Below are 26,666 nucleotides of genomic sequence, written 5' to 3'. Positions count from 1 at the left end.
GGAATGGGGGTAACGGAAGGGGCCAGTAGGGCGTCTGGAGTTGCCCTCATGGCGACCAATCTCAACGCACCGGATCCGGAGGTCATGGAAAAAAAACGTCGCCGCAAATTCACGGCTGCTTATAAGTTGCGCATCCTCGAGGAAGCCGATGCCTGCACATTGCCTGGGCAGATCGGCGCCCTTCTCCGCCGGGAAGGCCTTTATTCATCGAATTTGACCACGTGGCGCAGACAACGAGATGAGGGGCAGCTCAAAGCATTGTCTCCCCGAAAACGGGGGCGAAAAGCGAACCCGGACCACCATCTTGCAAAACGTGTAGCCCAATTGGAGCGGGAAAATCAGCGCCTCAGAGACCAGATCAAAAAGGCGCAGACGATCATTGAGGTTCAAAAAAAAATCTCAGACCTCATGGGGATTCCCCAACCCAATCACGAAAGCGACGAGAGCAACTTATGAAAGCGGCGGTCCAATTGCGAACCGAGGTGGGAACCGTCCAGGCTTGTGATGCTTTGGGCATTGCCCGAGCAACCTTCTATCGTAGACTGAAACCCACCAGAGCCCAGGTAAATCGTCCGGCTCCGCCGTTGGCTCTTTCGGATCAGGAGAGGCAAACGGTGATAGACCTACTCCACTGCGAGAGATTTCAGGATGCTGCCCCTCGCCAGATCTTTGCGTGCCTGCTTGATGAGGGGACGTATCATTGCTCGGTGCGCACGATGTATCGCATTCTGAAAGACGAACATGGAAGCGTCAAGGAGCGTCGCCGGCAGGTGCAGCGCCCCGCTTACGAAAAGCCCGAGTTGCTCGCCACCCGCGCCAACGAGGTTTGGTCGTGGGACATTACAAAGTTATTGGGCCCCGTCAAGTGGACCTATTTTTACCTTTACGTGATCATGGACATCTTTAGCCGCTACGTGGTGGGATGGATGGTTGCCCACCGGGAAAGTGCGGCCCTGGCAAAGAGGCTCATTGAGGAGACCTGCAAAAAGCAGGGTATTGTTCACGGCCAACTTACAGTTCATGCGGATCGGGGATCCTCCATGACCTCGAAGTGTGTTGGCCAATTGCTATCGGACTTGGGGGTCACCAAAACCCATAGCCGGCCTCATGTGAGCAATGACAATCCCTATTCGGAAGCCCAGTTCAAGACCCTCAAGTACTGTCCGCAATTTCCAGGACGTTTCGGTTCCACCGAGGATGCCCGCTCCTTTTGCCGGAATTTTTTCAATTGGTACAATCGAGAACATCGCCACTCGGGTCTCGGGCTGGTCACACCGGAGCAGTTCCATTACGGGTTGGCGCCTCAGATCGTGGAGCATCGTCAACAGGTTCTCAAGCAAGCATTCGAGGCCAATCCTAGCCGTTTCAAAGGCAAGATACCCAGGCCTCCAGCATTGCCGACTGCCGCCTGGATCAACAAGCCTTCAAGCGACGCTGTAAGAGTCTAACATTTTACCGGAGGTGTCTCATTTTCATTGACACATTCCGCCGGGGTAATGACACCGATAACCTCCAGGTGATACACCGGATCGACGAGCAGTTCAGGAGGACGCCTTTCTATGGGTTTGAGCGGATGACCGCCTGGCTGAAACGCCAGGGAAAAGGCGCGAACCCCAAGCGGGCATGGCGCTTCATGACGCTTATAAAACTTGATGCGGTGTATCCGAGGCCGCGTTGGAGCCTTTTCAATCAAGCTCACAAGGTCTTCCCATACTTTCCTAGGAATCTGACTATGGTTCATCCTGATCAGGTCTGGTGTGCTGATATCACCTCCATACGCCTGCTCCATGGATTCGTCCATCCAGTAGCTGTCATGACTGGGACAGCCGCTGATTGCTCTCCTAGGAGATCTTAACGACCTTGGATACTTCCTTCTCCCTCTCGGACCTGGAGAATGCACTGGAAGCAACTCGGCCTGAGATTTTCAAGACCGATCACAGCAGCTGGTTTACCGGCCGTGGGTTTACCGGGAGGCTAAAGAAGGACGATATCCAGATCAGTATGGACGGTCTGGCCTGGCCTTCGATAACATTTTTCTGGGGCGTCCGTGGATGTCTGTAAAATACGATGACGTCTACCTCCATAACTATCAGGCTGTCGCCTCGGCCCGCCAGGGCCTGGCCGGATACTTTCACTTTTACAATACGGCGCGACTCCATGAATCACTCACGCATCAGATCCCTTATGAGATCTATCTCAAAAAAGAGGGAATCAATATCCTTATGCAGGCTTCAGCAATACACCTTAACTCATCCCATTTTTTGTCTAGACAATGGGGAGTATCTCAGTGTCATGCTTAGCCCCACCGTTTATACTCAAAAATGGTGGTTACTTTTCGGTCTCATGCCGTCGAAAACAATGTAGAGTGCCTCGCACTCAAATGGGTTCGCCGCACTCGGGTCAGGTTGATTGGCCGTGAAGACCCTTGACGGGTTCTTCAGCCATGAATATGCTCGTTGACGTCTGAATCCGATAGCACATGCTTGCCACCCTGATCGTATGCTGCCGCCGGCCGGTGACACGCAACGGCTGCAGCAAGCGCGCGGCGCGAGGTCAAATGAGCTGGTCATGCTGCGACGTCTAGTTGCCTGGCGCCCGGGCGGCTACCTGCGGGCCAGTGGTGTGCTGTTCGTCTGGCTCATGTTGCGCGCGGCGGCGCAGGCCGCCCAAGTCCTTTTGCTAGCCCAGCTGCTGGGTGCGGAAGGTTATGGGCTCTTTGTGACTGTGCTCGCGGTAGCGAGCTTTTTTACGCCCGTTGCTGGTTTCGGATTGGGGGGCCTTTTGCTGCGGGACGGTGCCCGTGAACCGGAAAAGCTTGCCGAGCGGTTGAGTATGGCATTGGCGCTTTGGTGCCCGGTCGCATTCCTCTGTACACTCGTTGCAGTTCCAGTGATCACTTGGGTGTTGCCGGCCCCTCTGCCGTTATTGCCGGTGTCTCTGTTTGCCGTTTCGGAGATCGCGGCAAGCTCCTTCATCGAGTTCGCAGCCCGCGTGGAACAATCCCAGCATCGGGCACGTGCCTTCGGCATAGTGCAGGGAGGGGGAGTCTTCATCCGCCTCGCAGCGCTACTAATTTACGCTGCCATACACCACCCCGAACCGGTGGGCTGGCTCTGGGTGTATGCGCTCTCTGGACTCATTTACGCAGCGGCTGTGGCCTGGCGAGTTGTGGCGAGATATCGACCGGCGTGGCCTGCGAAGCGGGACTGGAGCATGGCACGAGAGAGCTTTCCTTTTACCATTGGGGCTCTCTCCTTTCGGGTCCAAGCGGAATTCAACAAACCTGTACTCGCCCTAGCGAGCTTTGGGCACGCCGGCAACTTCAGCGTTGCACAGCGGGTGGTGGAATTTGCCGGCCTGCCACTGCAGGCGATGCTGGAGGCATTGTGGTCCAGACTGTACGCAAGCGCCTGCTACGAACAGCGATTGCTGCGCACGGGTTCCGCCTTGATCTTTCTGGCGCTCTTGGGCGGCATGGTGCTTTATGGGTTGGCACCGTGGCTGCCTGCCCTCGTGGGGCCTACTTTCACCCAGGCGGTGGACATGATCCGTTGGCTTGCCTGGCTTCCTGCCATGCAGGTGTTGCGCAGTTTACTTAACTTCCGGCTGACGGTACCCGGCCGAACGCATTTGCTCACCTGGGTTTATGCGGCGACAGCGTTGGTAAATATACTTCTTACCGCTCGACTGGTCGCAGCGTATGGGCTCTATGGAGCGGCAATGGCCCTTTATGGCGGTGAACTGGCGCTCATCCTGGCCCTTTGGGTGGTGCCAAGAGTTTTGGGGGATAAAAAATGAACCCTAGCCGAACGCTTTTTGACCGCTATGCTCGACACTACCGGGCAATGGAATTTAGGCCGCGGCTGCCGGATGATCTCGAACGGTTGAAGCGCGACCGGTTACCCCCCTGGATCGATGAAATCCCAAAGGATGCTTCCATCCTCGATGTGGGCTGTGCAGAAGGACACTGGCTTGAGGCCTTGCGACGGGTCGGCTTCACCAACCTAACGGGCATCGAGGTTTCGCCTCAATTATTGGCCATTGCAAGAAAGCGATTACCTGATACAGTGACTTTAATTGAAGCCGATTTACGTGACTGGCTGCAACACGCCCCGATAGAAGCTTATGATGTCATATTTTTTCACGATGTCCTCGAACATTTACCACGTGAGCCCACCATCCAGGTCCTGCAGTCCTTTTATCGTATCCTTAAACCCGGTGGCTGGTTAAGCGTCCGGGTACCCAACATGGCGAGCCTGGTTGGTAGCTTTAACATGGCGATCGACTTTATCCATGTGACACACTTCACTGAATATTCCTTGCTGCAGGTGCTGGAATCCGCCGGCTTTGCTTCAGAGCGTATCGTTTTGACCAGCCAAGCGCCGCGCCTGTTCTGGAGCTGGAAAAGACCCCATCGTCCTTTGTTGCGTCTCCTCAACCGGCTTCGCTGGCACATCAACAACACTCTGCATGCGGGGTGCTATCTTTTGTCGGACTTTATTCGTCCCAAGATCTTGGATCCCTATTTGCTCATGGTGGCCCGTAAATGAAGCCCCGGCTTTTATTCATCATAGCGGACCTGGCCCCCAGGCGGAGCACAACCAATGAACCTGAGCGTGGCGCAGGAACTTCAGGCCCGTGGTTGGGTCGTGCGCCTGGCCGTGTTGTTCGACCGCTGCCGTGTCATTGGCGACCAGGATTGTCAAGGACTTGACCTGACCCGGCTGGGACACCCGAGATTCACGGGTAAGATCCAAGCCTTGCGCCAGCTCGTCCCACTGGTACGTGCGGCGGACATCGTTATCGGTGGCGTGGAATGTGCGGCAACAATGTATGGCGACCTAGCCGTGGTCAAGACTCTGCTGCTCGATCGGATCGAATGGCTCGTTATTGCATGCCTCGGGACAGCGGAAATTATCGTCGCCCCGTTGACACATGCCGCAATGCAAGCGTATCAGGGGCACGAGCGCATCAGGCGTGCGGCACGCATGGTGCTCGCGCCAGTTGTGCCGCGGTTTGCGCTGTATTGATTCTCCCGCTTGCACTCTTGCTGCTGCAAGCCGATCCTTTTCCTGTATGGGCACAGGCCTATCTCATTGCCGCCATCGCCGCGGCAAGTTACAGATGGTCCATATTGCGGCATGATTTCGGCTTAAGTCTGAACTGTGCTAACGTGGATATTCACGCCCATTGGGTCAAGGGTGGTCCTTCGCGGTCGGCGGGGCAGCGCACAAAGTTTATGTGGACATCGAAAGATCATGCTCGCGCGCTTAGAGACTTTAGAAATGACCCGCGCCTACACCGCCGCCTATCGCGTCGTCGACATAGACGCTGTACCGGTTATGCCCCTTTTCGCTGCCGCGGTACCACGATTGTTCCGCGTTGGCAATGACGCACGCTCTGTGGTGTTCCATATGCGCTTCAGCAGCTTCCCGCACCGATGGGTTACGGGTTGCTTGCAGGCGTCGGACCCTGTGCTATAGTTGGATCTTACCCTGGTTGCTCGGCATGGGGTTCGCACCAGTAGTAGAGACCTTGCGCTGGCTGGCTGCCTTCCATCTCTCTGGTACCGTTTTTTCTATAAACCACTATGATCGGCGGGGGTGGCCTGCGCAAGGCCGTGAGCATTTTACTGACGGGGGGCAGTGATCAATACCGGGTTGAATCTTTTACTGATTGCTGCAATGTCCTGGAAAGGCGCAGTGTTCGCCACCTGTGATGCTGAACTCGCAATGTCGCCGATGTTCACCGCTTCACTGATGTTCAGCCAAAGAAGTTAAAGTTAGGGGACAACTTTGACGAACACCATTGAAATTCAAAGACCGCGTGCCTATTCAACTTAAGTTTATGAAATTACGGAGATTAAGATGAACAACGTGTCCAAAGAAATTTTTGACAATTATCTCCGACATTATATTAGTGTAGGCAACCGAGCACACAATACACTCCATGATGTCAAACGTTTCCATCTCGAACGCCTTCCCCGTTGGATCAACGGAATGTGTCAATGAAAATGAGACACCTCCGGTAAAATGTTAGACTCTTACAGCGTCGCTTGAAGGCTTGTTGATCCAGGCGGCAGTCGGCAATGCTGGAGGCCTGGGTATCTTGCCTTTGAAACGGCTAGGATTGGCCTCGAATGCTTGCTTGAGAACCTGTTGACGATGCTCCACGATCTGAGGCGCCAACCCGTAATGGAACTGCTCCGGTGTGACCAGCCCGAGACCCGAGTGGCGATGTTCTCGATTGTACCAATTGAAAAAATTCCGGCAAAAGGAGCGGGCATCCTCGGTGGAACCGAAACGTCCTGGAAATTGCGGACAGTACTTGAGGGTCTTGAACTGGGCTTCCGAATAGGGATTGTCATTGCTCACATGAGGCCGGCTATGGGTTTTGGTGACCCCCAAGTCCGATAGCAATTGGCCAACACACTTCGAGGTCATGGAGGATCCCCGATCCGCATGAACTGTAAGTTGGCCGTGAACAATACCCTGCTTTTTGCAGGTCTCCTCAATGAGCCTCTTTGCCAGGGCCGCACTTTCCCGGTGGGCAACCATCCATCCCACCACGTAGCGGCTAAAGATGTCCATGATCACGTAAAGGTAAAAATAGGTCCACTTGACGGGGCCCAATAACTTTGTAATGTCCCACGACCAAACCTCGTTGGCGCGGGTGGCGAGCAACTCGGGCTTTTCGTAAGCGGGGCGCTGCACCTGCCGGCGACGCTCCTTGACGCTTCCATGTTCGTCTTTCAGAATGCGATACATCGTGCGCACCGAGCAATGATACGTCCCCTCATCAAGCAGGCACGCAAAGATCTGGCGAGGGGCAGCATCCTGAAATCTCTCGCAGTGGAGTAGGTCTATCACCGTTTGCCTCTCCTGATCCGAAAGAGCCAACGGCGGAGCCGGACGATTTACCTGGGCTCTGGTGGGTTTCAGTCTACGATAGAAGGTTGCTCGGGCAATGCCCAAAGCATCACAGGCCTGGACGGTTCCCACCTCGGTTCGCAATTGGACCGCCGCTTTCATAAGTTGCTCTCGTCGCTTTCGTGATTGGGTTGGGGAATCCCCATGAGGTCTGAGATTTTTTTTTGAACCTCAATGATCGTCTGCGCCTTTTTGATCTGGTCTCTGAGGCGCTGATTTTCCCGCTCCAATTGGGCTACACGTTTTGCAAGATGGTGGTCCGGGTTCGCTTTTCGCCCCCGTTTTCGGGGAGACAATGCTTTGAGCTGCCCCTCATCTCGTTGTCTGCGCCACGTGGTCAAATTCGATGAATAAAGGCCTTCCCGGCGGAGAAGGGCGCCGATCTGCCCAGGCAATGTGCAGGCATCGGCTTCCTCGAGGATGCGCAACTTATAAGCAGCCGTGAATTTGCGGCGACGTTTTTTTTCCATGACCTCCGGATCCGGTGCGTTGAGATTGGTCGCCATGAGGGCAACTCCAGACGCCCTACTGGCCCCTTCCGTTACCCCCATTCCTACCCCCGTTTGCCGATTCTGAACTGATGTCATCTGATCCTGTCTCCTACCCGCCCAACTCAAATTTAACAAGGGGTAGGTGACTCACCTTCATTGGCACAGAGGGCAAATGGGTGGACAAACAAGCGAGTATTCTCGATGCCGGATGTGCCACTGGCTACCTGCTCGGCCTATTGCATGAGTGCGGTTATCAAAACCTCACTGGGGTCGATATATCAGAGCAGCTGTTGCATGAAGCGCGACGGCACCTTCCCGAGGGGGTGCAGCTCTTCCAGTCCGATATAGGGGAGTTTCTCGCTCACACAGCAGACGGGAGCTTCGATGTCATTTTGTTTCATCACGTGTTGGAGCACATTCCCCGAGAACACACCGTCGCCTTACTCCGTGAGTTCCGCCGATGCCTACGTGACGGCGGCCGGCTCAGCTTGAAAGTACCCAATGCAGCTTGTCTTCTGCTCGGGCATACTTGTTACGTCGACTTTACCCATGTGGTGCATTTCAATGAGTTTTCACTGATGCAGGTGTTGGAACAGGCAGGATTTTCGCCAGAGCGCATTGAATTCATTTTGCATCCGCCCGTGTTGTATTGGTCGTGGCGGCATCCAGTGCGCGCACTATTTCGTTTGCTCAATCGCGTGCGCTGGCACTTGAGTGCCTGGGTGCACTGCGCTGCTGGAGTGTTGTTCGACACCCAACCAAAACTATTGTGTCATGAAATCGAACTCGAGGCACTGGCGATCAAATGAATTGGATCCAAAATTGGCAGTTACTCGTTCGACGTACTAAACGGGCCATCGAGTGGGCGGCCTATGGTCTATTCGATTATTGGGTTTTGCACGGTAAAACGCGAGTGCCTAAACCGGATCGCACGGCAATCGTTCATCTTGAGCTTTTGGGCGATGCCGTGCTGTGGCTGCCATACGGGCAATGCCTAGTCAATCATCTGCGCGCTAATGGGCGCGAGGTGGTACTTGTGGTCGATAAAACCCTGGTGCCTCTCTTTGCGCGCGCGTTCCCCGGTGTCCTGATTGAACCTTTTGATCGTAGGGGTGTGGTCAAAAGCTTTCGGATTCGCCGGCAGAATTTGTTGACTTTGAGACTGCTAGGGGCTGTCGAAACTCTCCAGACCAGCAGTCCGCGGGATGCATTGGTCGTAGACGCAGCAGTGCATGCCTTGGGATCGCCGGCTTGGGGTTTTACAAATGTCTGCTTGGATCGTCCGTGGTTTGACCGGCAACTAAATGACGGACGTTACGCGCATCTCATCCCAGAACAAACGCACGTCCACAGGAGCCGACGTTACAATGCATTTTTGCGGGCCCTTGGGGTGGATGGGACCAACGTAAGGCCAGCCGAATTCGGCAATCTGCCGCCCTCTCCGTTATCCGGGGTGTACTGGGTACTGGCTCCAGGTGCCAGCAGGCGGTACAAACAATGGCCGATTGAACACTTTTCGAGCGTCATGCAACGTCTGGCACATTGGCGCCCCGATTGGCAATGCGTAGTGGTGGGTACGGCGCAGGAGACAAATCTGGCGCAGGCAGTGGTGCGCAACGCCAGAACAAAAGTTGTCGATTTGACAGGGCAAACCGATCTCCCCACGTTAATCGCTTTAATCGCCCACGCTCGCCTAGTGTTGTGTAACGACTCAGCGGCAGGGCATATCGCCGCCGCTACCGGCACACCAAGCATTGTGGTGGCCGGAGGCGGCGAGTGGGGGCGTTGTTACCCTTACGACCCTGAGCATACGCCGGTGCGCATGCTCCCACATGTTGTGGCATGCCCGATGCCTTGTTTTGGATGTAGGTGGCTTTGCCGGTACACCACGCGCAGTGACCAGCCTTTCCCTTGTATTGTGGGGGTGAATGTGGACGATGTGTGGGAGGCCGTGGAGCGCGTTTTAGCGCTGACAGAAGCCGGTTGAAGCCTTTTTCGCGCGTAGCAAATCGTGATCATCACCCCACGCCAGTCGCCACCCACGCCACAGCGCGCGCCAGGGGACGGCACTGCGGTAACGCAATGAGCGGAGAAGAGCGCGGGCGGGAAGGCTCATGCATCGTCCCATCATGAGGAGCAAACAATCGGCTGTATGGCTAGCAAGCTTGCGAGCCATCAACAAATGACCCACCACGATGCGAGTTTCATAAAACAAAGAACCTACCTCGCTCGATGCGTTGCCCTCGTGGTCGACTAAAACTTCAGGTACGTAGGCCATACGCTCCGTGCCAAGACGCCAGCCAAGCATCACGTCTTCACCGTACATGAAAAAGTCTTCATCGAGGAGAGGGAGACCGATGCGCTCGGGTGCGATGAGCATTGCGCAGCCAGACGGGTAACAAAAACTTCCCGACATAGGGCGGTCAAATCGCTGCAGTGCCAAGTGACGCTGGTAATGCATCGTGCCAATAATACGGCCAGCATGATTGATGCGAGGGTAAGCAATGGCAAAATGTGCACAATCCAAAGCTCGAACAAGCCGCACGAGAGCCCCTTTGCGCACGGTGGCATCGTTGTTGATGAGCATAATCCACGCTTCGGGATAGCGCTTAAGGATAACTTCGATGCCGCGATTGACTCCTGCGGCAAAGCCGAGGTTACACGGGCTTGACTCGATGTGCACACGGTTTTCGTTTGCCCAAAGCCGTCTTAGCGAAATGTGTGAGACGCCTCCATCGTCCGAGTTGTCCCAGATAAGCACGGCACACGCTCCGTCGTCTAGAAGCGATTGCACGCAGCGTGCGGTGCGCGCAGTGTCACGGTAGTTCAGCGTAAGGCCAACAACGGGTTTCATGGTACGGTGAGTCCCATAGGCGTTGCTGAGTACAATCCGCTAAGCTCGGTCCGGCCTAAAAGATTGCCGAGCGAGTGGTCTCGCCGCGAGTACGCATCGATACAGGGCTAAATAGCGGTCGATCATGGTCTCGAAATCAAAACAGGTCTCGGCACGTTTTCGCGCTGCCCGCCTCATCGCTTGCCACTGTTCTGGGTGTGCCGCCAGCCACCGGGCAGCTTCCGCAAAAGCGCGGACATCATCCTGAGGGCAGAGCAGGCCTGTCACACCGTCTTCGATGACTTCAGGGAGAGACGATCCCCGGGTGGCAATCACGGGTAATCCACAGGCTTGGGCCTCTAATGCCACCAAGCCAAATCCTTCGAGCCTTGAAGGAAAAAGAAGCGCATCCGAGGTTTGATACTGGCAAGCTAGTTCTGTCGGAGTTAAGTCTTTTCCTATAGAACGCATGTTCGTCGGTGCGCCCGGTATGCTTGGGCCGGTGTGCATCAGTTCAAATTCAGGCCCTAGTGAGCGCATGATCGGAGCAAGCAGGTCGCTTCCTTTTCTGGTCGACTGTTTGCCAACAAAGAGTAACCGAAAAGGTTTATGCGGGGATACTCGCTCTGTGTAACGAAAAAGACCATCCAGGCTGACGGCATTATAGATCACCGTTATGTCGGCATTTTGAAAAAAATGCCGCGTTCGCTCTGCGGTATAGTGGCTGACAGCACTTATTCGAGCAGCCCTTTTGATCACTTTGCGCTCGATGGGGAATATCCAAAAGCGGTGATAGAGCGCCTGGAAAAACGTTTTGTAGCGGGTGAGATCGGGACCGTGAACGCAATGGTGCATGGTCGCAACCAACGGTATCGAGGACGGCAGAAAACGGCTCGGCAGCCAGGTATTTGCATGAGCGATATTTGCCCACGGAGGAGGTTTCGGCGCCGGAAGGCTCCACGGGGCATATTCGGCCCGCAACGGCAGCCAGGTGATCTCGGCCCGCACGCCGCGCGCTCTCAGCCCGGCACACAGCCTTTCAGTAAAGACATCCACGCCGCTGCCCGCACGGATGGTGGGAAACCAGACAGCAGGGCAAATATCGGTTCTGCACACCATTTTCATTCAGATCCAGAAATGTTGTTCAAGCAAACAAGCACCTTCAAGGGGCTTGGGTCACGGGGTAGAGCGCAAGCCTCAATCCCAACCCCGGATTCTTCAGCCCACCGTCGCGGATAGCCACTAAGGGTCGATCCCCTCTACCACTTGGCCATCTGCGGCATGCCTCGCCGAATCGCAGTTTTCGTCGCTCCCCGAGAAACAATCATGCCGCGGCTGGCGGCCCAGTAAGCGACAAAGCACGTCTTCAGTGCTCCGTCAAGCTTTTGGCACCTTTGTGCAATATACAAATCAACGTCGGTATGGCAGGGCGCATGCGTGAAAGAAACGCATCGGGCAAAAAGGCGGCCGCCGTGGCCAGCATCCCGATCTTTCCTTCGATGGCCACCATTTCACGGAAGGCTTCCACCTCCACATGCCTCCAGGTCATGCCGGTTTCGGCCACCAGAGCATCAAGCTCAGCCAGAGTGAGCGGTTCACAATCATAGGCGGCACCTCGACCTCGCAGCCGTACGTAGGCAGTCCTCCACGAACGGGGTAACCAGCTAAGAAGTGCCAAGCGAAAATGGGGCTCGACCCACATCCAGCGATTGGGTGTCGCAAGATAAGCAATGCCCTTAGGAGACAACACGCGCGCGATTTCTTGCAAATGGTGACGCTGTGCCCGACGATCCCCCACGTGTTCGATCACGTGATTGCTGATGACCACATCGAACGCCTCATCATCGAACGGCAGCGTTGTCCCATCAACAAGGCGGAAAACAAAGCCTTCACGGACCCGCCGCTGATCGACGACGTCCACCGCCGTCACCTCACAGCGTAGTACCGGATGGGTTGCAAAATAGTGCGCAATGCCACCGGAGCCGGTCCCTATCTCGAGCACCTTCATAGGCTCTTTGCGCGCCTTCAAGTCAAGGAGCCGTTCGATCTTCAGGGCCTTCTTTCCGCGGGATGACAAATCAAGAACCGCATGCGGCTGCCTGAGCTCCATATCTACCTTTTTCACACTTTTTTGCGTCATGCCAGTGCCACAGCCAACCTGGCACCAAAAGAGTCCCAGGCGAAACCTTCCGCAAAACGGCGGATGCCTTGTCGCTCCAAGGGATGCTGCAACAGATCGAGCACGGCTGCCGCAAAACTTTCCGCATCTCCCGGCGGCACGAGCCGCCCGGAAACCCCGTCGGCCACAGCGTCCACCACTCCGCCGGTGGCATAGGCGACGGTCGGCAAACCGTGCGCAGCGGCTTCAATGGCCACCATGCCAAATCCCTCCGGGTCCCCTCGGATCTCCCGCACCGGGAAGACATGCACATCAGCCGCGCAATAAGCGGACTCCAGGTCCTCCCCAAAAAGCACCCCAAGCCAGCGGACATGCTGTTCCAGTCTCATCGCGCGCGCCTCCTCGAGAATGGCCTGGGGCGTCTCGGCTTTTGCAGCTAAGGCATCGCAAGGGGCATCGCCGACAATCAACAAAAAGCAATCAGGTCTGCACTGGACCACCCGATGCAACACCTCGCGGACGAAAGCCTTTATCCCCTTACGTGAGGTGAGCCGACCCACCGAGAGGAGTATCGGGCGCTCCCCCAGCTCATATTTTTTGCGAAACGCCCGCCGCCGGGCCTGTTGAACTGTTTGATCGACCCCTGCCAACTCCACTCCTGGATGAACGATGGAAAGACGCGCTTCCTGAATGCCGGCCGCTTGGGCCAGCGTCGCCGTCGCACGGCTGTTGGCAATGACGCGATCAAGGCGGCGCATGGCGGAAAACCACACCGTCCGATAGATCGGGTGGGGAAGAGCGAGATCCAATCCGTGGACGTAGGCTCCGGCTTTGCCATTAACCAGGCGCGCGGCGGCCAGAGCGATAGGGGAAGTGAGGCCGCTTCCGGCAAGCACAAAATGAGGGCGAAAACGCCTTGCCTCCGCCAGGCTCCTTAAGGCGGCGACGAGCAGGAAGCGTCCCAGCGGACGAAGCGGCGCCTCGATCACCTGAACGCCGGGCGGGGCCTTCTCACGCGCTCCCATCGGAGCAATGAGGTGCACCTGTGCATACCGAGCCAGTTGATCGGCCAAATGCCAGTTGAGCCGCTCCATGCCTCCCCAGAGTGGAGGGAAGTTGCGCGTGATGACAAGTATCCGGCGTGCCGGCTCACCCATCAAGGTTCCCTGATCCCCCTCCGAAGATTCTTCCGGTATGGCTGCAGTGCGTGCTCGGAAGATTCCCACATCCGCCCGTTGTTCCACAACCTTCTCATTTAACGAGCTTGTCCGAAAACACAAAGAACGGCATAAACGACGCCCCCGGGGGAGTGCCGCAAGGAACGGTCGCACCACACCGCGCCTGCCAGCCCATTGCCTGCCAGAGCTCCGAATGGTCGCATCCCCCTTCTCCATCGTCCCTTGCAGATGCTTCAAAATTGTTCTTGCACCTTCATTCGATCGCGGATCTCGACGATCCCATTGCAAAGATCGGTGCGGGCGCAGCGCTTCAAAAGAGAAAAAAAGCCGATCCCTCATCCACGGACAATCCCCCGGTTTTCGACACAAGAGGAGGGGCGGCTTTCACAATCCGATCATCCCCCGTTTTCCACCCGGTCGTAGCGCAGTTGGGCGACCTGTTCGCTGATGAGGCCCATCATGAAAAGGAGCACGGACGTAATGAAGAGCAGCGCGGACATGTTCGTGAAGCGGTGGGCCGTAAGGTACGTATAGGCGTAATTGGCCAGACCCAAAAGGAAGAAACAACCGCTCACGGGGAGGAAGATGCGAAGGGGAGAATAGAGCGTGGTGATCTTCAAGATGATGAGAAAAAAGCGCATGCCGTCCTTGAGTGGTTTGATCTTGCTTTTCCCCTTTCTCCTTCCCGCCTGGATGGGCACATAGCATACCGACCGGCCGCTTCTTAAGTAAGCCAGGGTGAGCGTGGTGGGATAGGAAAAGGTGTTGGGCAGAAGATACAAGTATCGAAGCACCGTTTCCCGATCCAAGACCCGGTAACCTGATGTCAGATCTTTGACGGGGAAGCGGGTGGCGTAGCGCGCCAGCAGGTTGTAGGCCGTGTTGGCCAGGCGCCGGAATCCGTTGGCATGGGTTTTGGGGTCTCGAGCCCCCACGACCATGTCGTATTTTTCGGCCGCTTCCAGAAGCCGCGGGAGGTCGGCCGGGTCATGTTGTCCGTCGCCGTCCATGAGCACCACCTTATCGCGGGAGGCCATGCGGATTCCGGTTTTCACGGCTGCGCCGTTGCCGATGTTGTAGGGATGGGACCACACGTAGGCGCCCGCCTGCCGGGCTTCCTCGGCTGTTCGGTCCCGGGATCCATCGTCCACCACGATCACTTCGGCTTCGGGAAGGATCCGGCGGATTTTGGATACCGTCGCTGCAATGGCGGCTTCTTCCTGATATGCGGGAAGTACGACAGAAACGTCCGCGCCACGTTCCAACGGGGTTTCTCCTTAAGGGACAGCCCTCGCACGTTTCAATGCGCAGGACCTCGCCTGTTCAATCTTTAAAAGCACCTGCCGTTCCGTAACAATCCACAGGACTTCATCCGTTCGACTTGTCCCCCCGAACGGGTCCGTCCAGGGAAAATCGCATCCTTTACCTTGCCTTTTAAAGTAGCAGGAACCGGGCCATCTCGACTTTCACATTCCTGACCCGCCCGACCACGCCCTTCCCATGGCTTTGACTCCACGAAAAGCCTGTGGTAGGAGCTCCTACGACACAAACGCCGGAAAATCCGGCCACTCTTAATAATGACTGTGCGGCGCCGCCGTCATTTATCCCATGGGACAAAAACGCCGAGAAATGGAGCGCGCTGGATGGAGCCGACCGCCCCACCCGTTCCTCGACGAGGTTACTTTTATGTGATCCTGGCCGCCGTGCTGTGGGCCGTTTCCGGATCGGCCGGAAAATATCTTTTCCAGCACGGGGTCACCCCCTACCAGGTGGTGCAGATGCGGGTGACGCTGGCGGCCGGCCTCCTCTTTCTTTGGCTTGTCGCCCGGGACCGCCGAAAGCTTCACATCGCATCTCGCGATATTCTCTATTTCCTGATTCTAGGGATGACGGGACTCGCCATGGTGCAGTTTACGTACTTTTACACCATCAGCAAGATCAAGGTGGCCGCCGCCATTCTTTTGGAATACCTGGCCCCGGTGCTCATCGCCGTCTATTCGGTAACCATCGCACGGGAAAAGCTCACCTGGCCGACCGTGGCGGCCGTGACGGGCGCCACCCTGGGATGCTACCTGGTTGTCGGAGGGTACAACCTGGATCTTTTCAACATGAACAAGGCGGGGCTCCTCAGTGGGCTGGCGTCGGCAGTGAGTTTCGCCTGGTATTCGGTGCACGGCGAGCACGGCATGCGCCGCTACAGCCCGTGGACGGTGCTCTTTTATGCTTTCTTTTTCGCCGCCCTTTTCTGGAACATCGCCCATCCGCCCCTGGAAGCCTTTCGCCACCACTACGCCCCCATAGAATGGGTGTGGATTCTCTACATCGCCGTCTTGGGAACACTCGTTCCCTTCGGCCTTTATTTCCACGGCATCAATTTGATTCGATCCACCCGGGCGAGCATCACCGCCACCCTGGAACCCATCACGGCGGGGTTTGTGTCGTACTTCTTTTTGGGCGAAACCCTGGAGGGGCTTCAGATCTTTGGAGGTCTGCTGGTGATAGCCGCCGTGATCCTCCTGCAGATCCGTCGGGAATTTGACGACGGGACGCCGGAACTCCTGCGGGCACGGCATGAGGCCTCTCAGGCCCCATCGCCGTAACCGTCCGCACGCGGGCGTCGGCCGTGCGGGAAGCCGTCGAAAAAAGCAACGTCCGGGCAGCCACAGGGGCCTCACGCCGGCAGTGCACGCGCTCAGGGTACGATTCGGGCAGGCACGGGGGCCTGCCCCTACAGATGGAAGGCATCCGGCGCGGTGTTCCTTTTGTGGGAGTGCCCTATGAGAACGGGCATGCCCCAATGATGTGCGTGTAGGGTCGGCCCCCCGTGGCCGTCCCGTTGGGGGACGGACACACCGAATGGGTGGATGGGGAACGCACAGGAACCTGACCCGACAATGCGCGCATCTGGACAACATCCGGGCAGGCACAGGGGATTACCCCAACAGCGCACGCATGTGCGCAACCTTCGGGCAGGCACGGGGGCCTGCCCCTACAGATGGAAGGCATCCGTCGGGGTGTTCCTTTGTGGGCATGCCCCATGAGATCCGGCACGCCCCGATGATTCCTGTGTAGGGGCGGCCCCCCGTGGCCGCCCATTTGGCGGACGGCGCACAGGATAGACATATCGTGCACGCCCACGCGCCTGCCCCGACAATCCACGTGCGTGGGCAGCGTTCGGGCACGCTAAGACGCCGGCTCCGGCTGTGCACACATGTGGGCGACATTCGGGCACGCACAGGGGCCCGCCCCGACTACGCCCGCCCGCGGGCAACGCCCCGTCACAGAAGGGAAGGCGGACGAAGAGTTTTCCAAACGCCATGGCATGCATCATCACCCTATTGACGGACTTTGGGCTTCAGGACGGCTACGTGGCGGCCATGAAGGGCGTAATCCTGAACATCGCTCCCCAGGCTCGGCTCGTGGACATCAGCCACCTTATCCCTCCCCAGGATATCCGCTGGGGTGCCTATGTGCTCAAGAGCTGCTATGCGGACTTTCCCACCGGCGCCATTCATGTGGCGGTGGTGGATCCGGGCGTGGGCACGGACAGGCACGCCGTTGCCGTGCGGACCTCCAGGCACATCTTTGTCGGCCCGGACAACGGTATTCTTTCGTTCGTTTTCGAAGAGGAACCTTGCGCGGAAACCCGGCTTTTGGAAAATCGAAGACTTTTTCGGCCCACCATCAGCGCCACTTTTCACGGGCGGGACATTTTCGCTTCGGTGGCGGCACATTTGGCCTCAGGCACGCCCTTTGATGCCCTTGGGCCACCCGGAAATCCTTTGGTGTGCCCATGGGTGCGCCCGCTCATTCTTCCGGATTTTCTTGAAGGGGAGGTCTTGGGAGCTGACCGTTTCGGAAACATCGTCACCAACATTCAGAAGCAACACCTGAACGACTTCGTCCAGGGCAAACCCTTCAATATCTTTTTGGAGAATCGGGACATCCCCGTTTTTACCTTCACGTACGCTCAGGTTCCCCCCGGGGGCGCATTGGCCCTTGTGGGAAGTTCCGATCATCTGGAGATCTCCATCAATCAGGGAAACGCCGCGGATGTCTACGGGGCTCGGAGCGGACAAAAGGTCCGCGTGATCCGGCGGGGGTGAGCTCACGCGGTTCTTTGCGCCCGAAGCCCGTCCCGCCGACCATGCGACCAGCTTGCAGGCCGCTTCCGTGGGTGCAAAAACCTTCAAGGAGGAACCTTAATGTGCCGATGCCTCAAGTAGGGATAAAAAAACATGGGGCAGGGCGCATCGTTTAAGCCGCATCCGATCTTTACGTCCCGTGTCCCCGTGCTTAGCTTAACGTTGACAATGAAATAACCCCAAGGAGGCGGACATGGATAAGGATAGAAGGCTCCAAATGCAGCTGGACTTGCTCAAAGGCACTGAAATGACCAAAGAGGGGTTTCAGGCTCATGAGGTCGTGGAATCGCCGAATCCGTCCCATTCGACCATGGAAAAAGACACTTCGGCCCATGCGGAGAACGATGTGCACGACAAAAAGCTTCAGGAAAGAATCGATCGCAGCATGGATGCCATCAGGCAATTCATTCGCAACATCGACATCAACAGCCTGTAGGGCTTGCTTCACCGGGAAGAGCCGGCCCCTCGGCCCAGGCGGGTGCGAGGGGCTTTTTCATGCCGGTATGCCGATGATCCTTGTTGCCATGGAGCCCTTTGTGATAGAAGCCCCATGCAACGGATAGACGGCCACGCACACTTCGTGCCTGGTCAAAAAACATGCCGCATGGAGGGCTTGACCCAGCCCGTGCGCATGTGATCGTAAGCGACCACGAGGACAGCCGATGGACACTTTTTCCGCCGTGGCGTTGGGTATTCTTCAAGGAATCACGGAATTTCTTCCCGTGAGCAGCTCCGGACATCTGGTCATCGGGCAACATCTGTTGGGATGGCAAGAACCCAACTTGTTCTTCGATGTAAGCCTTCATGTGGGCACCTTTCTCGCCGTGGCTCTGGTGTTTCGTCACGATATCGCCTTGCTCGTTCGAGGCGGCCTGAACTGGCTGAGAGATCCCGGAGGCGGCCGGTCCGACGAGCGCAACGAGGCCCGCCGCATTTTTACTCTGGTACTGTGCGGCACGATCCCCACCGTGATCCTCGGTTTCACGCTTAAGGACTTTTTTGAGCGCTTGTTTGCCTCGGTGACGGCTGTGGGATTCAGTTTGCTCCTGACCGGTACCCTTTTGTGGCTCACCCGCCGCAAAACATCGCGTTGGGGCATGGGGCCTTTTGATATGCGCTTTCGACACGCCGCTCTGGTGGGCCTGGCTCAGGGCTTGGCCATCGCCCCCGGCATCTCACGGTCGGGATCGACCATCGCTGTAGCGCTTCTCTTGGGATTTCAGAGAGAATGGGCGGGGCGGTTTTCCTTCCTCCTTTTTGTGCCGGCCGTCTTGGGAGCCGTGACCCTGGAGCTCCTTCATTTGAACACCGTTCCAAACCCCCTGGGTCCTGTCCTGTGGGGGACGGCAGCGGCAACGGTGGTGGGCTACCTGGCTTTGCGCTTCCTGCTTGCCGTGGTACGCCACGGCCGCTTTCACGTGTTCGCGCCGTACTGCTGGGCATTGGGGACGATGTGCCTTGCTTTGGTGTTCTTTCATCATTGGAAGCCTTAGAACATGACGACGGTGCTCCATGATCTGGCCGCGTGGGTGGTCGCCTGGGCCCATACCCCGCATGCTTCGGTGGCTCTGGCGGTCCTGGCCTTTGTGGAATCGAGCTTCTTTCCCATACCGCCCGATGTCCTCCTCATCTCCTTGGCGCTCATCCAACCCGACCATTCCTTCAGCTACGCCCTCATTTGCACCGCCTTTTCCGTCCTAGGCGGGATGTTCGGCTACGCCATCGGCCGCTACGGCGGCCGCCCCATTCTGGAGCGGCTCATGAGCCACACCAAGATTCAGGCCGTGGAACGTTATTACCAACGTTACGACGTGTGGGCCGTGGGCATTGCGGGATTCACCCCCATTCCTTACAAGGTGTTCACCATCAGTGCCGGCACGTTTCTTTTGGATTTCAAGCGGTTCATCCTGGCATCCGTGGTGGGTCGAGGCGGACGCTTTTTCCTTGTGGCCGGGTTGTTTTATTTCTTCGGTGAACCTATCGGCGAATTCGTCAAAAAATCCTTGAATATGCTGTCCGTGGCGTTTGCCGCGCTTCTTGTGGGAGGTTTCGCCGTGATCCATTGGTGGTCCAAGCGCCATGGGCATGGTTCGGGGACGCCGCAGGCCGAACGCCTTGAAAAACCCTGACACCGTTGACGACTCGGGAGGGCCATGGGGCTGAGGGCGCTGGTTTTCCTCATGATGGCGGCGGCTGTGGGGGCGTGCTTTGGAGTTTCCCTGCACGCGGCTGAACCTGTGGACGGCGATTGGCTCATCATCCACCTCGGCGCCGAACCGGGCACCTTGAATCCCATCACGGCCACCGACGCCTATGCCGGGAGGGTCAACGACCTCATCTACGAGTCCCTCGTGCGCCGGGATCCCAAAACTCTGGAACTCGTTCCCGTGCTCGCTGAATCCTGGGACATCTCCGAAGACCGCTTGACCTACACGTTTCGCTTACGCAAAGACGTGCGCTGGCAGGACGGCACACCGTTCACGGCCCGTGACGTCCAGTACTCTTTTGAAAGAATCAACGACCCGGCCGTGGATGCCGCGCATCTCCGCAATTACTACCGGGACATTGAAAAGCTGGAAGTTCTCGACGATCACACCATCCGCTATCGCTACCGCATGCCCTACTTTCGCGCGCTGGAATTCTGCGGCGGGATTCCCATCGTTCCGGCCCACCTTTTCAAGGAAGGAGAAGATTTCAACCAGCATGCCATCGGCCGAAACCCGCTGGGGACGGGCCCTTACCGGTTTGTGCGCTGGGAAACGGGCAAGGAAATCGTTCTGGAACGTCACGAAGCCTATTGGGGACCCAAACCTCACCTCAAGCGGGTCGTCTTCAAGATCATCACGGACAACACCGTGGCCCTCCAGGTGCTCAAAAAGGGCGGGCTGGACCTCATGAGTCTTCGGCCCATTCAATGGATGAAACAAACCGGCAGCGCCCGCTTTCAAGAGAGATTTTATAAGCTGAAGTATTATCTTCCCAGTTACTCCTACATCGGCTGGAACCAGAGGAAACCGTATTTCGACGATCGGCGTGTGCGCCAGGCTATGACTCTGCTTCTGGACAGAGAAACGATTCTTCAACGTCTGCTCTTCGGACTGGGCACCGTGGTGAGCGGCACCTTTTACATCAACAGTCCGGAATACAACAAAGCCGTCACGCCCTACCCGTACGATCCCGAACGAGCCCAACGGCTTCTTCAGGAGGCAGGCTGGAAAGATCACGACGGAGATGGGATCTTGGATCGCAACGGGATTCCCTTTCGTTTTGAATTCCTCATTTCCGCCGGATCCTTGTTTGCCGAACAATTGGCCACCATGGTCCAACAGAACCTCAAGAATGTCGGCATCGCCGTGACCATTCGCAAGCTGGAATGGGCCGTGTTCATTCAAAAGATTCAATCTCACGACTTTGACGCCTGCACGTTGGCTTGGAGCCTCGGTTGGGAAACCGATCCTTACCAGTTGTGGCACTCTTCCCAGGCGGACAAGGGATCCAATTTCGTGGGTTTCCGCAATGAGGAGGCGGATCGGTTGATGGAAGAAGCCCGCCGGGAATTCGACCCGGCCAAAAGGCGAACCTTGTATCATCGTTTTCATGAAATCCTGCACGAAGAACAGCCGTACACATTCCTGTTCACCACTGAAGCCTTGGTGGCCGTGGACCGGCGCTTTGAAAACGTGAATGTCTATCCCATGGGCCTGGAAGTGCGAGAATGGTGGGTCCCGCCGGACAAACAACGCTATCGATGAACGACGGAAAGCCTTTGGACCAAAGGGCGGCCCCTGGAGTTCTTTGAAGGTTTTCGTGTAACACGTCAAAAATACATTGTCTTTCTGGAGCGGACACCATGCGGGCGTATCTGGCCAAGAGACTGTTGCAGATGATCCCGACGCTTTTGGGGATCACCTTTATCACCTTTTGCATCATTCAGCTGGCCCCAGGCAACCCTGCCATGCTGAAACTGCAGATGGCGTCTCAGGGCGAAATGGCCGACACCGCCTATGCCAAGCAAATCATCGAACAGACGAAAAAGCTTTACGGCCTGGACAAGCCCCTGCCTGTCCAATACCTTCTTTGGATCAAGCGGGTCGTGACGCTGGATTTCGGCACATCCTTCAAGGATCACCGCAAGGTGATCGACAAGATCGCCGAACGGCTGCCCGTGACGATTCAAATCAACGTGCTTTCCATTCTCCTTGTCTACCTCATTGCCATTCCGTTCGGCGTCTATTCCGCCACGCATCCCGACACCGTCATGGATAAGACCCTGACTCTGTTTTTCTTTTTCCTCTACTCCCTGCCGAACTTCTGGGTGGCCGTGCTCCTCATCATGCTCTTCGGGGGAGGTGACTTTTGGGACATCTTTCCCATCTACGGCATCTCGTCCATCAATGCCGAAAACTGGCCTTTGTGGCGCCAGATCTTGGATCGCCTTTACCATCTGGTGCTCCCCGTGGCCTGCCTGACCTACGGCGGTTTCGCCTACCTGTCCCGCCTCACCCGAGCCGAACTTCTGGAAGTGATCCGGGAAGATTACGTGCGCACGGCCCGCGCCAAAGGATTGAGCGAACGGGTGGTCATTTTGAAACATGCCTTCCGCAACGCGCTGCTTCCCATCGTGACTCTTTTGGCGTTTTTGCTTCCGGCCATGTTCGGCGGCAGCGTCATCATTGAAAGCATCTTTTCCATTCCCGGCATGGGACAATTGGGCTTTGAAGCGGTGCTATCTCGGGACTATCCGGTGATCATGGCCATCACCACCATTTCTGCGCTGTTGACCTTGGTGGGGCTGCTCCTTTCGGATATCCTCTACGCCGTGTTGGATCCGCGCATCCAACTGGACTAAGGCACCCATGAAAGGGCCGTCATGGTCAGCCGCACCCTCCAAAACACCCCGATGACCGATGCATCCAATCCTATCCCTTCCGTGTCCTACTGGAAGGCCGTCTGGCATCATTTCAAGAAAAAGCGGCCGGCGCTCATGGGCCTGGGAATGACAATCTTTCTGACAGCGGTGGCCGTCATGGCGCCTGTTTTAGCCAACGACCGGCCCCTCATCGCCTTTTGGAAAGGCCGGTTGGTGTTTCCCGTCTTCAATGAGGAACTGCGGCCTGAAAACGGCACGTGGAAGGATCTCTGGAACCCGGAAGTTTTCGTTTTTCAGCGGCCTTTCGGCGATCCCGGATCATGGGCGGTGTGGCCCCCTGTGCCTTTCTCTCCGTCAGAATACGACCTGCTGGAAAACCTTTCGCCCCCCACCCGGAAACATTGGTTCGGCACCGATGATCGAGGTCGGGACGTGCTCAGTCGGATGATCCACGGCGCCCGCATTTCCCTTTCTGTGGGCTTTGTGGCCGTGAGCATTGCGCTCGTTATCGGCATCAGCCTCGGAGGGCTTGCCGGCTATTTCGGCGGCTGGGTGGATGCCCTGATCAGCCGTCTCATTGAAATTCTTCTGACGATTCCCACTTTTTTCCTCATCATCGCCATCATCGCGTTTTTGCCGCCGAGTATCTATAACATCATGGTCGTCATCGGTTTGACGGGGTGGACGGGTGTCGCCCGCTTCGTCCGCGCCGAATTCTTCAAACTGAAGAGGCTCGATTTCATCCAAGCCTCTGCGGCTCTTGGGGCGTCGCACCTCAGGATCATTTTTATGCACATGCTGCCCAATGCCATGGCGCCCGTGTTGGTTTCGGCGGTCTTTGGCATCGCGGGCGCCATTCTCACGGAATCGAGCCTGAGTTTCCTCGGGTTTGGCGTCCCGCCCCCCACGCCAAGCTGGGGGGATATTCTCAGCCAAAGCCGAGACTACATCGAATTCGCGTGGTGGCTGACCACGTTCCCGGGACTTGCCATATTCTTGGGAATCACGTCTTATAACCTTGTCGGAGAGGGGCTCAGGGACGCCATGGACCCCAAGCTCTTTCAATGACAGCGTCCGTGCGATCGGCCCCGTCGCCTGAGGTGCGGGGGTCCTGAAAACCGCCCTTGGATCCAGTAAAGGAATTTCACGCCATGCCTTCGACTTCACCCTTTGTATCCACCGTATCATCCGTCGTCATGACGGTCAGTGAGCTCAATGCCCGCATCAAGAGCTTGCTCGAAGACAATTTTTCCTATGTGTGGGTTCGAGGTGAAATCTCCAATCTCAAAATCCCTGCCTCCGGACATGCCTATTTCACACTCAAAGACGCAGGGGGGCAGATTCGAGCGGTCATGTTTCGAACCCAGTTCGCCCGCTTGAAGTTTCGCCCCAAAGACGGCATGGGCGTCCTCTGCCAGGGGCGGCTGAGTGTCTACGAGCCTCGGGGCGAATACCAAATCATCGCCGACATTTTGGAGCCCGAAGGGCTGGGGGCCCTCCAGATGGCCTTTGAGCAGCTCAAGGAAAAGCTCCAGAAAGAAGGGCTGTTCGACCCCGAACGGAAGCGCCCCTTGCCGGTTCGACCTCAAAGGGTCGCGGTTATCACTTCGTCCACCGGCGCGGCCATTCGGGATATTCTGAAAGTCTTCCAGAAGTGTCCCTATCCGGTCACCGTCACGGTGCTTCCCGTGCGGGTGCAGGGGGATGAGGCCGCACCGGAAATCGCCCGGGCGCTGCAAGCGGTCTCGGCCTTCAAGGAGACATTCGGCTGGGATGTGGTGCTCGTCGGACGGGGTGGAGGGAGCCTGGAAGATCTTTGGCCGTTCAATGAGGAAATCACTGCACGGGCCATTGCGGCGTGCAATGTCCCGGTGATCTCCGCCGTCGGGCACGAAATCGATGTGACCATCGCCGACATGGTGGCGGACTTGAGAGCGCCGACTCCCACAGCGGCTGCTCAGTGGGTGGTGAGTCGGTTGGAGGAAGTGGAGCGGCAACTCAACGATCGCGCCAAACGTTTGCAAAACGCTTATACAGCTCGACTGGAGCGGCTACGCACCCAGGTGGTTCACTTGGATTCCCGCCTCGTCGATCCTCGACGCCGCCTTGTCGATTGGCGCCTGAGCGTGGACGATCGTTTGGATCGACTCCTTCGTGCCATGGAACATCGGCTCCAGTTGTGGCACATGCGGGCGGTTCATGCCGCCCAGAGATTACAGCGGGTTCATCCGGAAAAACGGCTGGTCGAGCTGCGAAGCCGGCTCGATCCGCTCGCCCGGCGTCTGCTGGAAGCACACGACCGCGGGCAGGAGCGCCGACGCCTGCAGCTCCAAGCCATGGCGGCACAACTGGAGTCCTTGAGCCCCCTGGCCATTCTCGCCCGGGGCTATTCCCTCACATTCCTGCTTCCGGATTTCACCCTTGTGCGCCAATGGCACCAGGTGCAGCCGGGCGATCAGATACAAATCCGGCTTGCCGAGGGGCACCTGATCGCAGACGTCACCGAGAGTTCCCCAGGCTGAGGGCGTGTGCCGGCACGCTCTAGGCCCAAGCAGTGGCTCGGTGGCACAGCCTTCCCACAATGACACCGAAGGGCATGCCCCGACCCTTAGTTTAAAACGCCTGACCGGGCAGAAAGGATGGGCTGATGTTTCCTCCAGAAGTTCAGACGAAAACGAAAAAGAAAAAGGCGGAAACTTTCGAAGAAGCCATGAAACGACTGGAAGAGATTGTGGAAAAGCTGGAGAAGGGTGATCTTTCTCTGGAAGAAGCCATGGGCGCCTTCAGTGAGGGTGTCGGCCTGGTGCGGCTGTGCCACGAAAAGCTGGAGGAGGCGGAAAAGAAGGTCCAGATGCTGGTTCAGGGGAAGACGGCCGGTGGATCACCAGGCCTTTTGACAAGCCTGTGGAAGAAAACGAGCCGTAGCCGCCGCGCGACCCTGTGTCTTCAACCCGCTTCTGGATTATCCGTCTCGGCTTTGGCAACGCCGGGCTCCAACCCCGCCAATGGATCCACGGGTGCCTGCGGATTCGTGACCAAGCTTTCCGGATCCCATTTCCCACTGGCAAGGTGTCGGGGTTCGTGATACAAGGACAAACGATTTCGAGCGAGAGGGTTTTTGGGTGGAATTCTTTGATCTTAAGGCGTATTTGGCAGATAAACGGCAGGCCGTGGACAAAGCCCTGGAACGTTTTTTCCCGGCGACGTCGGGGCTGGAAAAGACAGTTGTGGAGGCGGCCCGCTACAGCCTGTTCGCCGGGGGCAAAAGGCTTCGACCGATTTTGTGCCTTGCGGCCGCCGAGGTAGTGGGAGGATCGCCCGAGGCTGTGATGCCGGCGGCTTGTGCGCTGGAAATGGTGCATACCTACTCTCTGATCCACGATGATCTGCCGGCCATGGACAACGACGACTTTCGCCGAGGGCGCCCGACGAACCACCGGGTCTACGGGGAGGCGGTGGCCATTTTAGCGGGCGACCTGCTTCTGACCGAAGCCTTCGGCCTTCTGGCGGCGTTACCCATTCCGGAAGCCTCTCTCATCCCGGCTCCACGCCGACTCGAGGCGGTGGCCATTCTGGCACGAGCCTCCGGGGCGCAAGGGATGATCGGCGGCCAGGTCATTGATTTGGAATCGGAAACCCGCGAGGTGGATCTGGCCACCGTCGAATACATGCATATCCGCAAAACCGGGGCTTTGATGTGCGCGTCCCTGGAAATCGGCGCGGTGCTGTCGGGTGCTCCCGCGGAACAATCGGCAGCGCTCACCCGATATGGCCGACATCTGGGCTTGGCCTTCCAGATCACGGACGACCTGCTGGACGTGGAAGGCGACCCTGAAGTCATGGGGAAATCCGTAGGTTCCGATGCGGCCAAGAACAAAAAAACCTATCCCGCCCTCCTCGGTGTGGCGCGCACCAAAGAAATCGCCCACGACCATGTGGAACGGGCGGTGGAAGCCGTGGAGGGTTTCGGACAGGCCGCCGAACCTCTTCGGGCTCTGGCTCGTTATCTCCTCGTGCGAAAGGCGTAAATCTCCTCAAGGGATGGTCGGGCCGCACTCCTTAGACTTTTTCCTACGGACGACGGCCTCACGATGAGCAAGA

At 57.2% G+C, this 26,666-nt stretch carries 26 protein-coding genes; 19 read left to right on the top strand and 7 right to left on the bottom strand.

Annotated elements, in window-relative coordinates:
• Positions 1 to 48: 48 nt before the first annotated feature.
• From ACZ5K9_RS10205 to ACZ5K9_RS10180, 6 genes are all read left to right on the top strand, one after another.
• Positions 49 to 1,448, top strand: a protein-coding gene (locus ACZ5K9_RS10205) for an IS3 family transposase (protein WP_464271224.1) whose coding sequence is annotated in 2 segments (ribosomal slippage) — positions 49 to 400 and positions 400 to 1,448 — 1,401 coding nt in all. Because the reading frame shifts where the segments join, the coding sequence is not laid out codon by codon here.
• Positions 1,449 to 1,516: 68 nt separating this feature from the next.
• Entirely contained in the window at positions 1,517 to 1,855 is a 339-nt protein-coding gene (locus ACZ5K9_RS10200) for an IS3 family transposase (protein ID WP_464271229.1), read from the top strand.
• 88 nt (positions 1,856 to 1,943) lie between these two features.
• Positions 1,944 to 2,300: an integrase core domain-containing protein gene (locus ACZ5K9_RS10195; RefSeq protein ID WP_464273959.1), complete on the top strand. Its 357-nt coding sequence runs from the start codon at positions 1,944 to 1,946 to the stop codon at positions 2,298 to 2,300.
• A gap of 268 nt (positions 2,301 to 2,568) precedes the next feature.
• Positions 2,569 to 3,798 (top strand): lipopolysaccharide biosynthesis protein, encoded by a 1,230-nt coding sequence (locus tag ACZ5K9_RS10190; protein ID WP_464271228.1) that lies wholly within the window; start codon positions 2,569 to 2,571, stop codon positions 3,796 to 3,798.
• Positions 3,795 to 4,550, top strand: coding sequence for a class I SAM-dependent methyltransferase (locus tag ACZ5K9_RS10185; protein ID WP_464271227.1), 756 nt, complete (start codon positions 3,795 to 3,797; stop codon positions 4,548 to 4,550). The genes ACZ5K9_RS10190 and ACZ5K9_RS10185 overlap by 4 nt, the downstream gene beginning before the upstream one ends.
• Before the next feature lie 54 nt (positions 4,551 to 4,604).
• A complete protein-coding gene (locus tag ACZ5K9_RS10180) occupies positions 4,605 to 5,030 on the top strand; it encodes a hypothetical protein (RefSeq protein WP_464271226.1) in 426 nt (141 codons plus the stop codon).
• A gap of 249 nt (positions 5,031 to 5,279) precedes the next feature.
• Here ACZ5K9_RS10180 and ACZ5K9_RS10175 read toward each other — a convergent pair whose 3' ends face one another.
• Together ACZ5K9_RS10175 and ACZ5K9_RS10170 are read right to left on the bottom strand one after the other, a co-directional pair.
• Positions 5,280 to 5,414, bottom strand: a complete 135-nt coding sequence (locus ACZ5K9_RS10175; protein ID WP_464271225.1) for a hypothetical protein — start codon at positions 5,412 to 5,414, stop codon at positions 5,280 to 5,282.
• A 621-nt stretch (positions 5,415 to 6,035) separates the two neighbouring features.
• Positions 6,036 to 7,435 (bottom strand): IS3 family transposase gene (locus tag ACZ5K9_RS10170; RefSeq protein WP_464271224.1). Its coding sequence is split into 2 segments (ribosomal slippage): positions 6,036 to 7,084 and positions 7,084 to 7,435, totalling 1,401 coding nucleotides; the frame shifts between segments, so codons are not numbered across the junction.
• A 161-nt stretch (positions 7,436 to 7,596) separates the two neighbouring features.
• Between ACZ5K9_RS10170 and ACZ5K9_RS10165 the strand changes: the two genes are divergently transcribed.
• Together ACZ5K9_RS10165 and ACZ5K9_RS10160 are read left to right on the top strand one after the other, a co-directional pair.
• Positions 7,597 to 8,229, top strand: coding sequence for a class I SAM-dependent methyltransferase (locus tag ACZ5K9_RS10165; protein ID WP_464271223.1), 633 nt, complete (start codon positions 7,597 to 7,599; stop codon positions 8,227 to 8,229).
• Positions 8,226 to 9,407: a glycosyltransferase family 9 protein gene (locus tag ACZ5K9_RS10160; protein WP_464271222.1), complete on the top strand. Its 1,182-nt coding sequence runs from the start codon at positions 8,226 to 8,228 to the stop codon at positions 9,405 to 9,407. Before ACZ5K9_RS10165 ends, ACZ5K9_RS10160 begins: the two co-directional genes overlap by 4 nt.
• On the opposite strand, the gene ACZ5K9_RS10155 is transcribed toward ACZ5K9_RS10160, so the two are convergent.
• The 5 genes from ACZ5K9_RS10155 to ACZ5K9_RS10135 all read right to left on the bottom strand — a co-directional run bounded on the left by ACZ5K9_RS10155 (position 9,384) and on the right by ACZ5K9_RS10135 (position 14,815).
• Positions 9,384 to 10,274 (bottom strand): glycosyltransferase, encoded by an 891-nt coding sequence (locus tag ACZ5K9_RS10155; RefSeq protein WP_464271221.1) that lies wholly within the window; start codon positions 10,272 to 10,274, stop codon positions 9,384 to 9,386. The two genes, ACZ5K9_RS10160 and ACZ5K9_RS10155, sit on opposite strands and share 24 nt — an antisense overlap.
• A 39-nt stretch (positions 10,275 to 10,313) precedes the next feature.
• The gene (locus tag ACZ5K9_RS10150; RefSeq protein WP_464271220.1) at positions 10,314 to 11,378 is read right to left on the bottom strand and encodes a glycosyltransferase family 4 protein; all 1,065 of its coding nucleotides are present in this window, start codon (positions 11,376 to 11,378) and stop codon (positions 10,314 to 10,316) included.
• Between the two features lie 241 nt (positions 11,379 to 11,619).
• Positions 11,620 to 12,363, bottom strand: a complete 744-nt coding sequence (locus ACZ5K9_RS10145; protein WP_464273958.1) for a class I SAM-dependent methyltransferase — start codon at positions 12,361 to 12,363, stop codon at positions 11,620 to 11,622.
• Positions 12,364 to 12,389: 26 nt separating this feature from the next.
• Positions 12,390 to 13,616: a glycosyltransferase family 4 protein gene (locus ACZ5K9_RS10140; RefSeq protein ID WP_464271219.1), complete on the bottom strand. Its 1,227-nt coding sequence runs from the start codon at positions 13,614 to 13,616 to the stop codon at positions 12,390 to 12,392.
• A 329-nt stretch (positions 13,617 to 13,945) separates the two neighbouring features.
• On the bottom strand, positions 13,946 to 14,815 hold the full coding sequence (locus ACZ5K9_RS10135; protein ID WP_464271218.1) for a glycosyltransferase family 2 protein: 870 nt from the start codon (positions 14,813 to 14,815) through the stop codon (positions 13,946 to 13,948).
• A gap of 378 nt (positions 14,816 to 15,193) precedes the next feature.
• On the opposite strand from ACZ5K9_RS10135, the gene ACZ5K9_RS10130 reads away from it, so the two are divergent.
• The 11 genes from ACZ5K9_RS10130 to ACZ5K9_RS10080 all read left to right on the top strand — a co-directional run bounded on the left by ACZ5K9_RS10130 (position 15,194) and on the right by ACZ5K9_RS10080 (position 26,593).
• A complete protein-coding gene (locus ACZ5K9_RS10130) occupies positions 15,194 to 16,150 on the top strand; it encodes a DMT family transporter (RefSeq protein WP_464271217.1) in 957 nt (318 codons plus the stop codon).
• 717 nt (positions 16,151 to 16,867) lie between these two features.
• Complete coding sequence (locus tag ACZ5K9_RS10125; protein WP_464271216.1) at positions 16,868 to 17,656, top strand: SAM hydrolase/SAM-dependent halogenase family protein; 789 nt, start codon at positions 16,868 to 16,870, stop codon at positions 17,654 to 17,656.
• A gap of 232 nt (positions 17,657 to 17,888) precedes the next feature.
• Positions 17,889 to 18,131: a hypothetical protein gene (locus ACZ5K9_RS10120; RefSeq protein ID WP_464271215.1), complete on the top strand. Its 243-nt coding sequence runs from the start codon at positions 17,889 to 17,891 to the stop codon at positions 18,129 to 18,131.
• A gap of 226 nt (positions 18,132 to 18,357) precedes the next feature.
• The gene (locus ACZ5K9_RS10115) at positions 18,358 to 19,188 is read left to right on the top strand and encodes an undecaprenyl-diphosphate phosphatase (protein WP_464271214.1); all 831 of its coding nucleotides are present in this window, start codon (positions 18,358 to 18,360) and stop codon (positions 19,186 to 19,188) included.
• A 3-nt stretch (positions 19,189 to 19,191) separates the two neighbouring features.
• Positions 19,192 to 19,824 carry a YqaA family protein gene (locus ACZ5K9_RS10110; protein WP_464271213.1) on the top strand — a complete coding sequence of 211 codons (633 nt, stop codon included), beginning with the start codon at positions 19,192 to 19,194 and terminating at the stop codon, positions 19,822 to 19,824.
• Positions 19,825 to 19,848: 24 nt separating this feature from the next.
• Entirely contained in the window at positions 19,849 to 21,447 is a 1,599-nt protein-coding gene (locus tag ACZ5K9_RS10105; protein ID WP_464271212.1) for a peptide-binding protein, read from the top strand.
• A gap of 98 nt (positions 21,448 to 21,545) precedes the next feature.
• Positions 21,546 to 22,544, top strand: coding sequence for an ABC transporter permease (locus ACZ5K9_RS10100; RefSeq protein WP_464271211.1), 999 nt, complete (start codon positions 21,546 to 21,548; stop codon positions 22,542 to 22,544).
• A gap of 21 nt (positions 22,545 to 22,565) precedes the next feature.
• Complete coding sequence (locus ACZ5K9_RS10095) at positions 22,566 to 23,633, top strand: ABC transporter permease (RefSeq protein ID WP_464271210.1); 1,068 nt, start codon at positions 22,566 to 22,568, stop codon at positions 23,631 to 23,633.
• Positions 23,634 to 23,716: 83 nt separating this feature from the next.
• Positions 23,717 to 25,087, top strand: coding sequence for an exodeoxyribonuclease VII large subunit (gene xseA, locus ACZ5K9_RS10090; RefSeq protein ID WP_464271209.1), 1,371 nt, complete (start codon positions 23,717 to 23,719; stop codon positions 25,085 to 25,087).
• Between the two features lie 125 nt (positions 25,088 to 25,212).
• On the top strand, positions 25,213 to 25,650 hold the full coding sequence (locus ACZ5K9_RS10085) for an exodeoxyribonuclease VII small subunit (protein WP_464271208.1): 438 nt from the start codon (positions 25,213 to 25,215) through the stop codon (positions 25,648 to 25,650).
• Positions 25,651 to 25,687: 37 nt separating this feature from the next.
• Positions 25,688 to 26,593, top strand: a complete 906-nt coding sequence (locus ACZ5K9_RS10080) for a polyprenyl synthetase family protein (protein WP_464271207.1) — start codon at positions 25,688 to 25,690, stop codon at positions 26,591 to 26,593.
• Positions 26,594 to 26,666: the final 73 nt, after the last annotated feature.

This window comes from Desulfosoma profundi (assembly GCF_055387865.1).
Note: the sequence above shows the minus strand (reverse complement) of the source record. Positions and strands in the feature narration are given on the sequence as shown.

What these genes read in the sequence shown, in the direction of transcription:
- ACZ5K9_RS10190 (WP_464271228.1), top strand. Translation starts at nt 2,569, where the DNA reads ATGCTGCGACGTCTAGTTGCCTGGCGCCCGGGCGGCTACCTGCGGGCC.
- ACZ5K9_RS10185 (WP_464271227.1), top strand. Translation starts at nt 3,795, where the DNA reads ATGAACCCTAGCCGAACGCTTTTTGACCGCTATGCTCGACACTACCGG.
- ACZ5K9_RS10180 (WP_464271226.1), top strand. Translation starts at nt 4,605, where the DNA reads ATGAACCTGAGCGTGGCGCAGGAACTTCAGGCCCGTGGTTGGGTCGTG.
- ACZ5K9_RS10175 (WP_464271225.1), bottom strand. Translation starts at nt 5,414, where the DNA reads ATGGAACACCACAGAGCGTGCGTCATTGCCAACGCGGAACAATCGTGG.
- ACZ5K9_RS10160 (WP_464271222.1), top strand. Translation starts at nt 8,226, where the DNA reads ATGAATTGGATCCAAAATTGGCAGTTACTCGTTCGACGTACTAAACGG.
- ACZ5K9_RS10155 (WP_464271221.1), bottom strand. Translation starts at nt 10,274, where the DNA reads ATGAAACCCGTTGTTGGCCTTACGCTGAACTACCGTGACACTGCGCGC.
- ACZ5K9_RS10150 (WP_464271220.1), bottom strand. Translation starts at nt 11,378, where the DNA reads ATGAAAATGGTGTGCAGAACCGATATTTGCCCTGCTGTCTGGTTTCCC.
- ACZ5K9_RS10145 (WP_464273958.1), bottom strand. Translation starts at nt 12,363, where the DNA reads ATGGAGCTCAGGCAGCCGCATGCGGTTCTTGATTTGTCATCCCGCGGA.
- ACZ5K9_RS10130 (WP_464271217.1), top strand. Translation starts at nt 15,194, where the DNA reads ATGGAGCCGACCGCCCCACCCGTTCCTCGACGAGGTTACTTTTATGTG.
- ACZ5K9_RS10125 (WP_464271216.1), top strand. Translation starts at nt 16,868, where the DNA reads ATGGCATGCATCATCACCCTATTGACGGACTTTGGGCTTCAGGACGGC.
- ACZ5K9_RS10120 (WP_464271215.1), top strand. Translation starts at nt 17,889, where the DNA reads ATGGATAAGGATAGAAGGCTCCAAATGCAGCTGGACTTGCTCAAAGGC.
- ACZ5K9_RS10115 (WP_464271214.1), top strand. Translation starts at nt 18,358, where the DNA reads ATGGACACTTTTTCCGCCGTGGCGTTGGGTATTCTTCAAGGAATCACG.
- ACZ5K9_RS10110 (WP_464271213.1), top strand. Translation starts at nt 19,192, where the DNA reads ATGACGACGGTGCTCCATGATCTGGCCGCGTGGGTGGTCGCCTGGGCC.
- ACZ5K9_RS10105 (WP_464271212.1), top strand. Translation starts at nt 19,849, where the DNA reads ATGGGGCTGAGGGCGCTGGTTTTCCTCATGATGGCGGCGGCTGTGGGG.
- ACZ5K9_RS10100 (WP_464271211.1), top strand. Translation starts at nt 21,546, where the DNA reads ATGCGGGCGTATCTGGCCAAGAGACTGTTGCAGATGATCCCGACGCTT.
- ACZ5K9_RS10095 (WP_464271210.1), top strand. Translation starts at nt 22,566, where the DNA reads ATGGTCAGCCGCACCCTCCAAAACACCCCGATGACCGATGCATCCAAT.
- xseA (WP_464271209.1), top strand. Translation starts at nt 23,717, where the DNA reads ATGCCTTCGACTTCACCCTTTGTATCCACCGTATCATCCGTCGTCATG.
- ACZ5K9_RS10085 (WP_464271208.1), top strand. Translation starts at nt 25,213, where the DNA reads ATGTTTCCTCCAGAAGTTCAGACGAAAACGAAAAAGAAAAAGGCGGAA.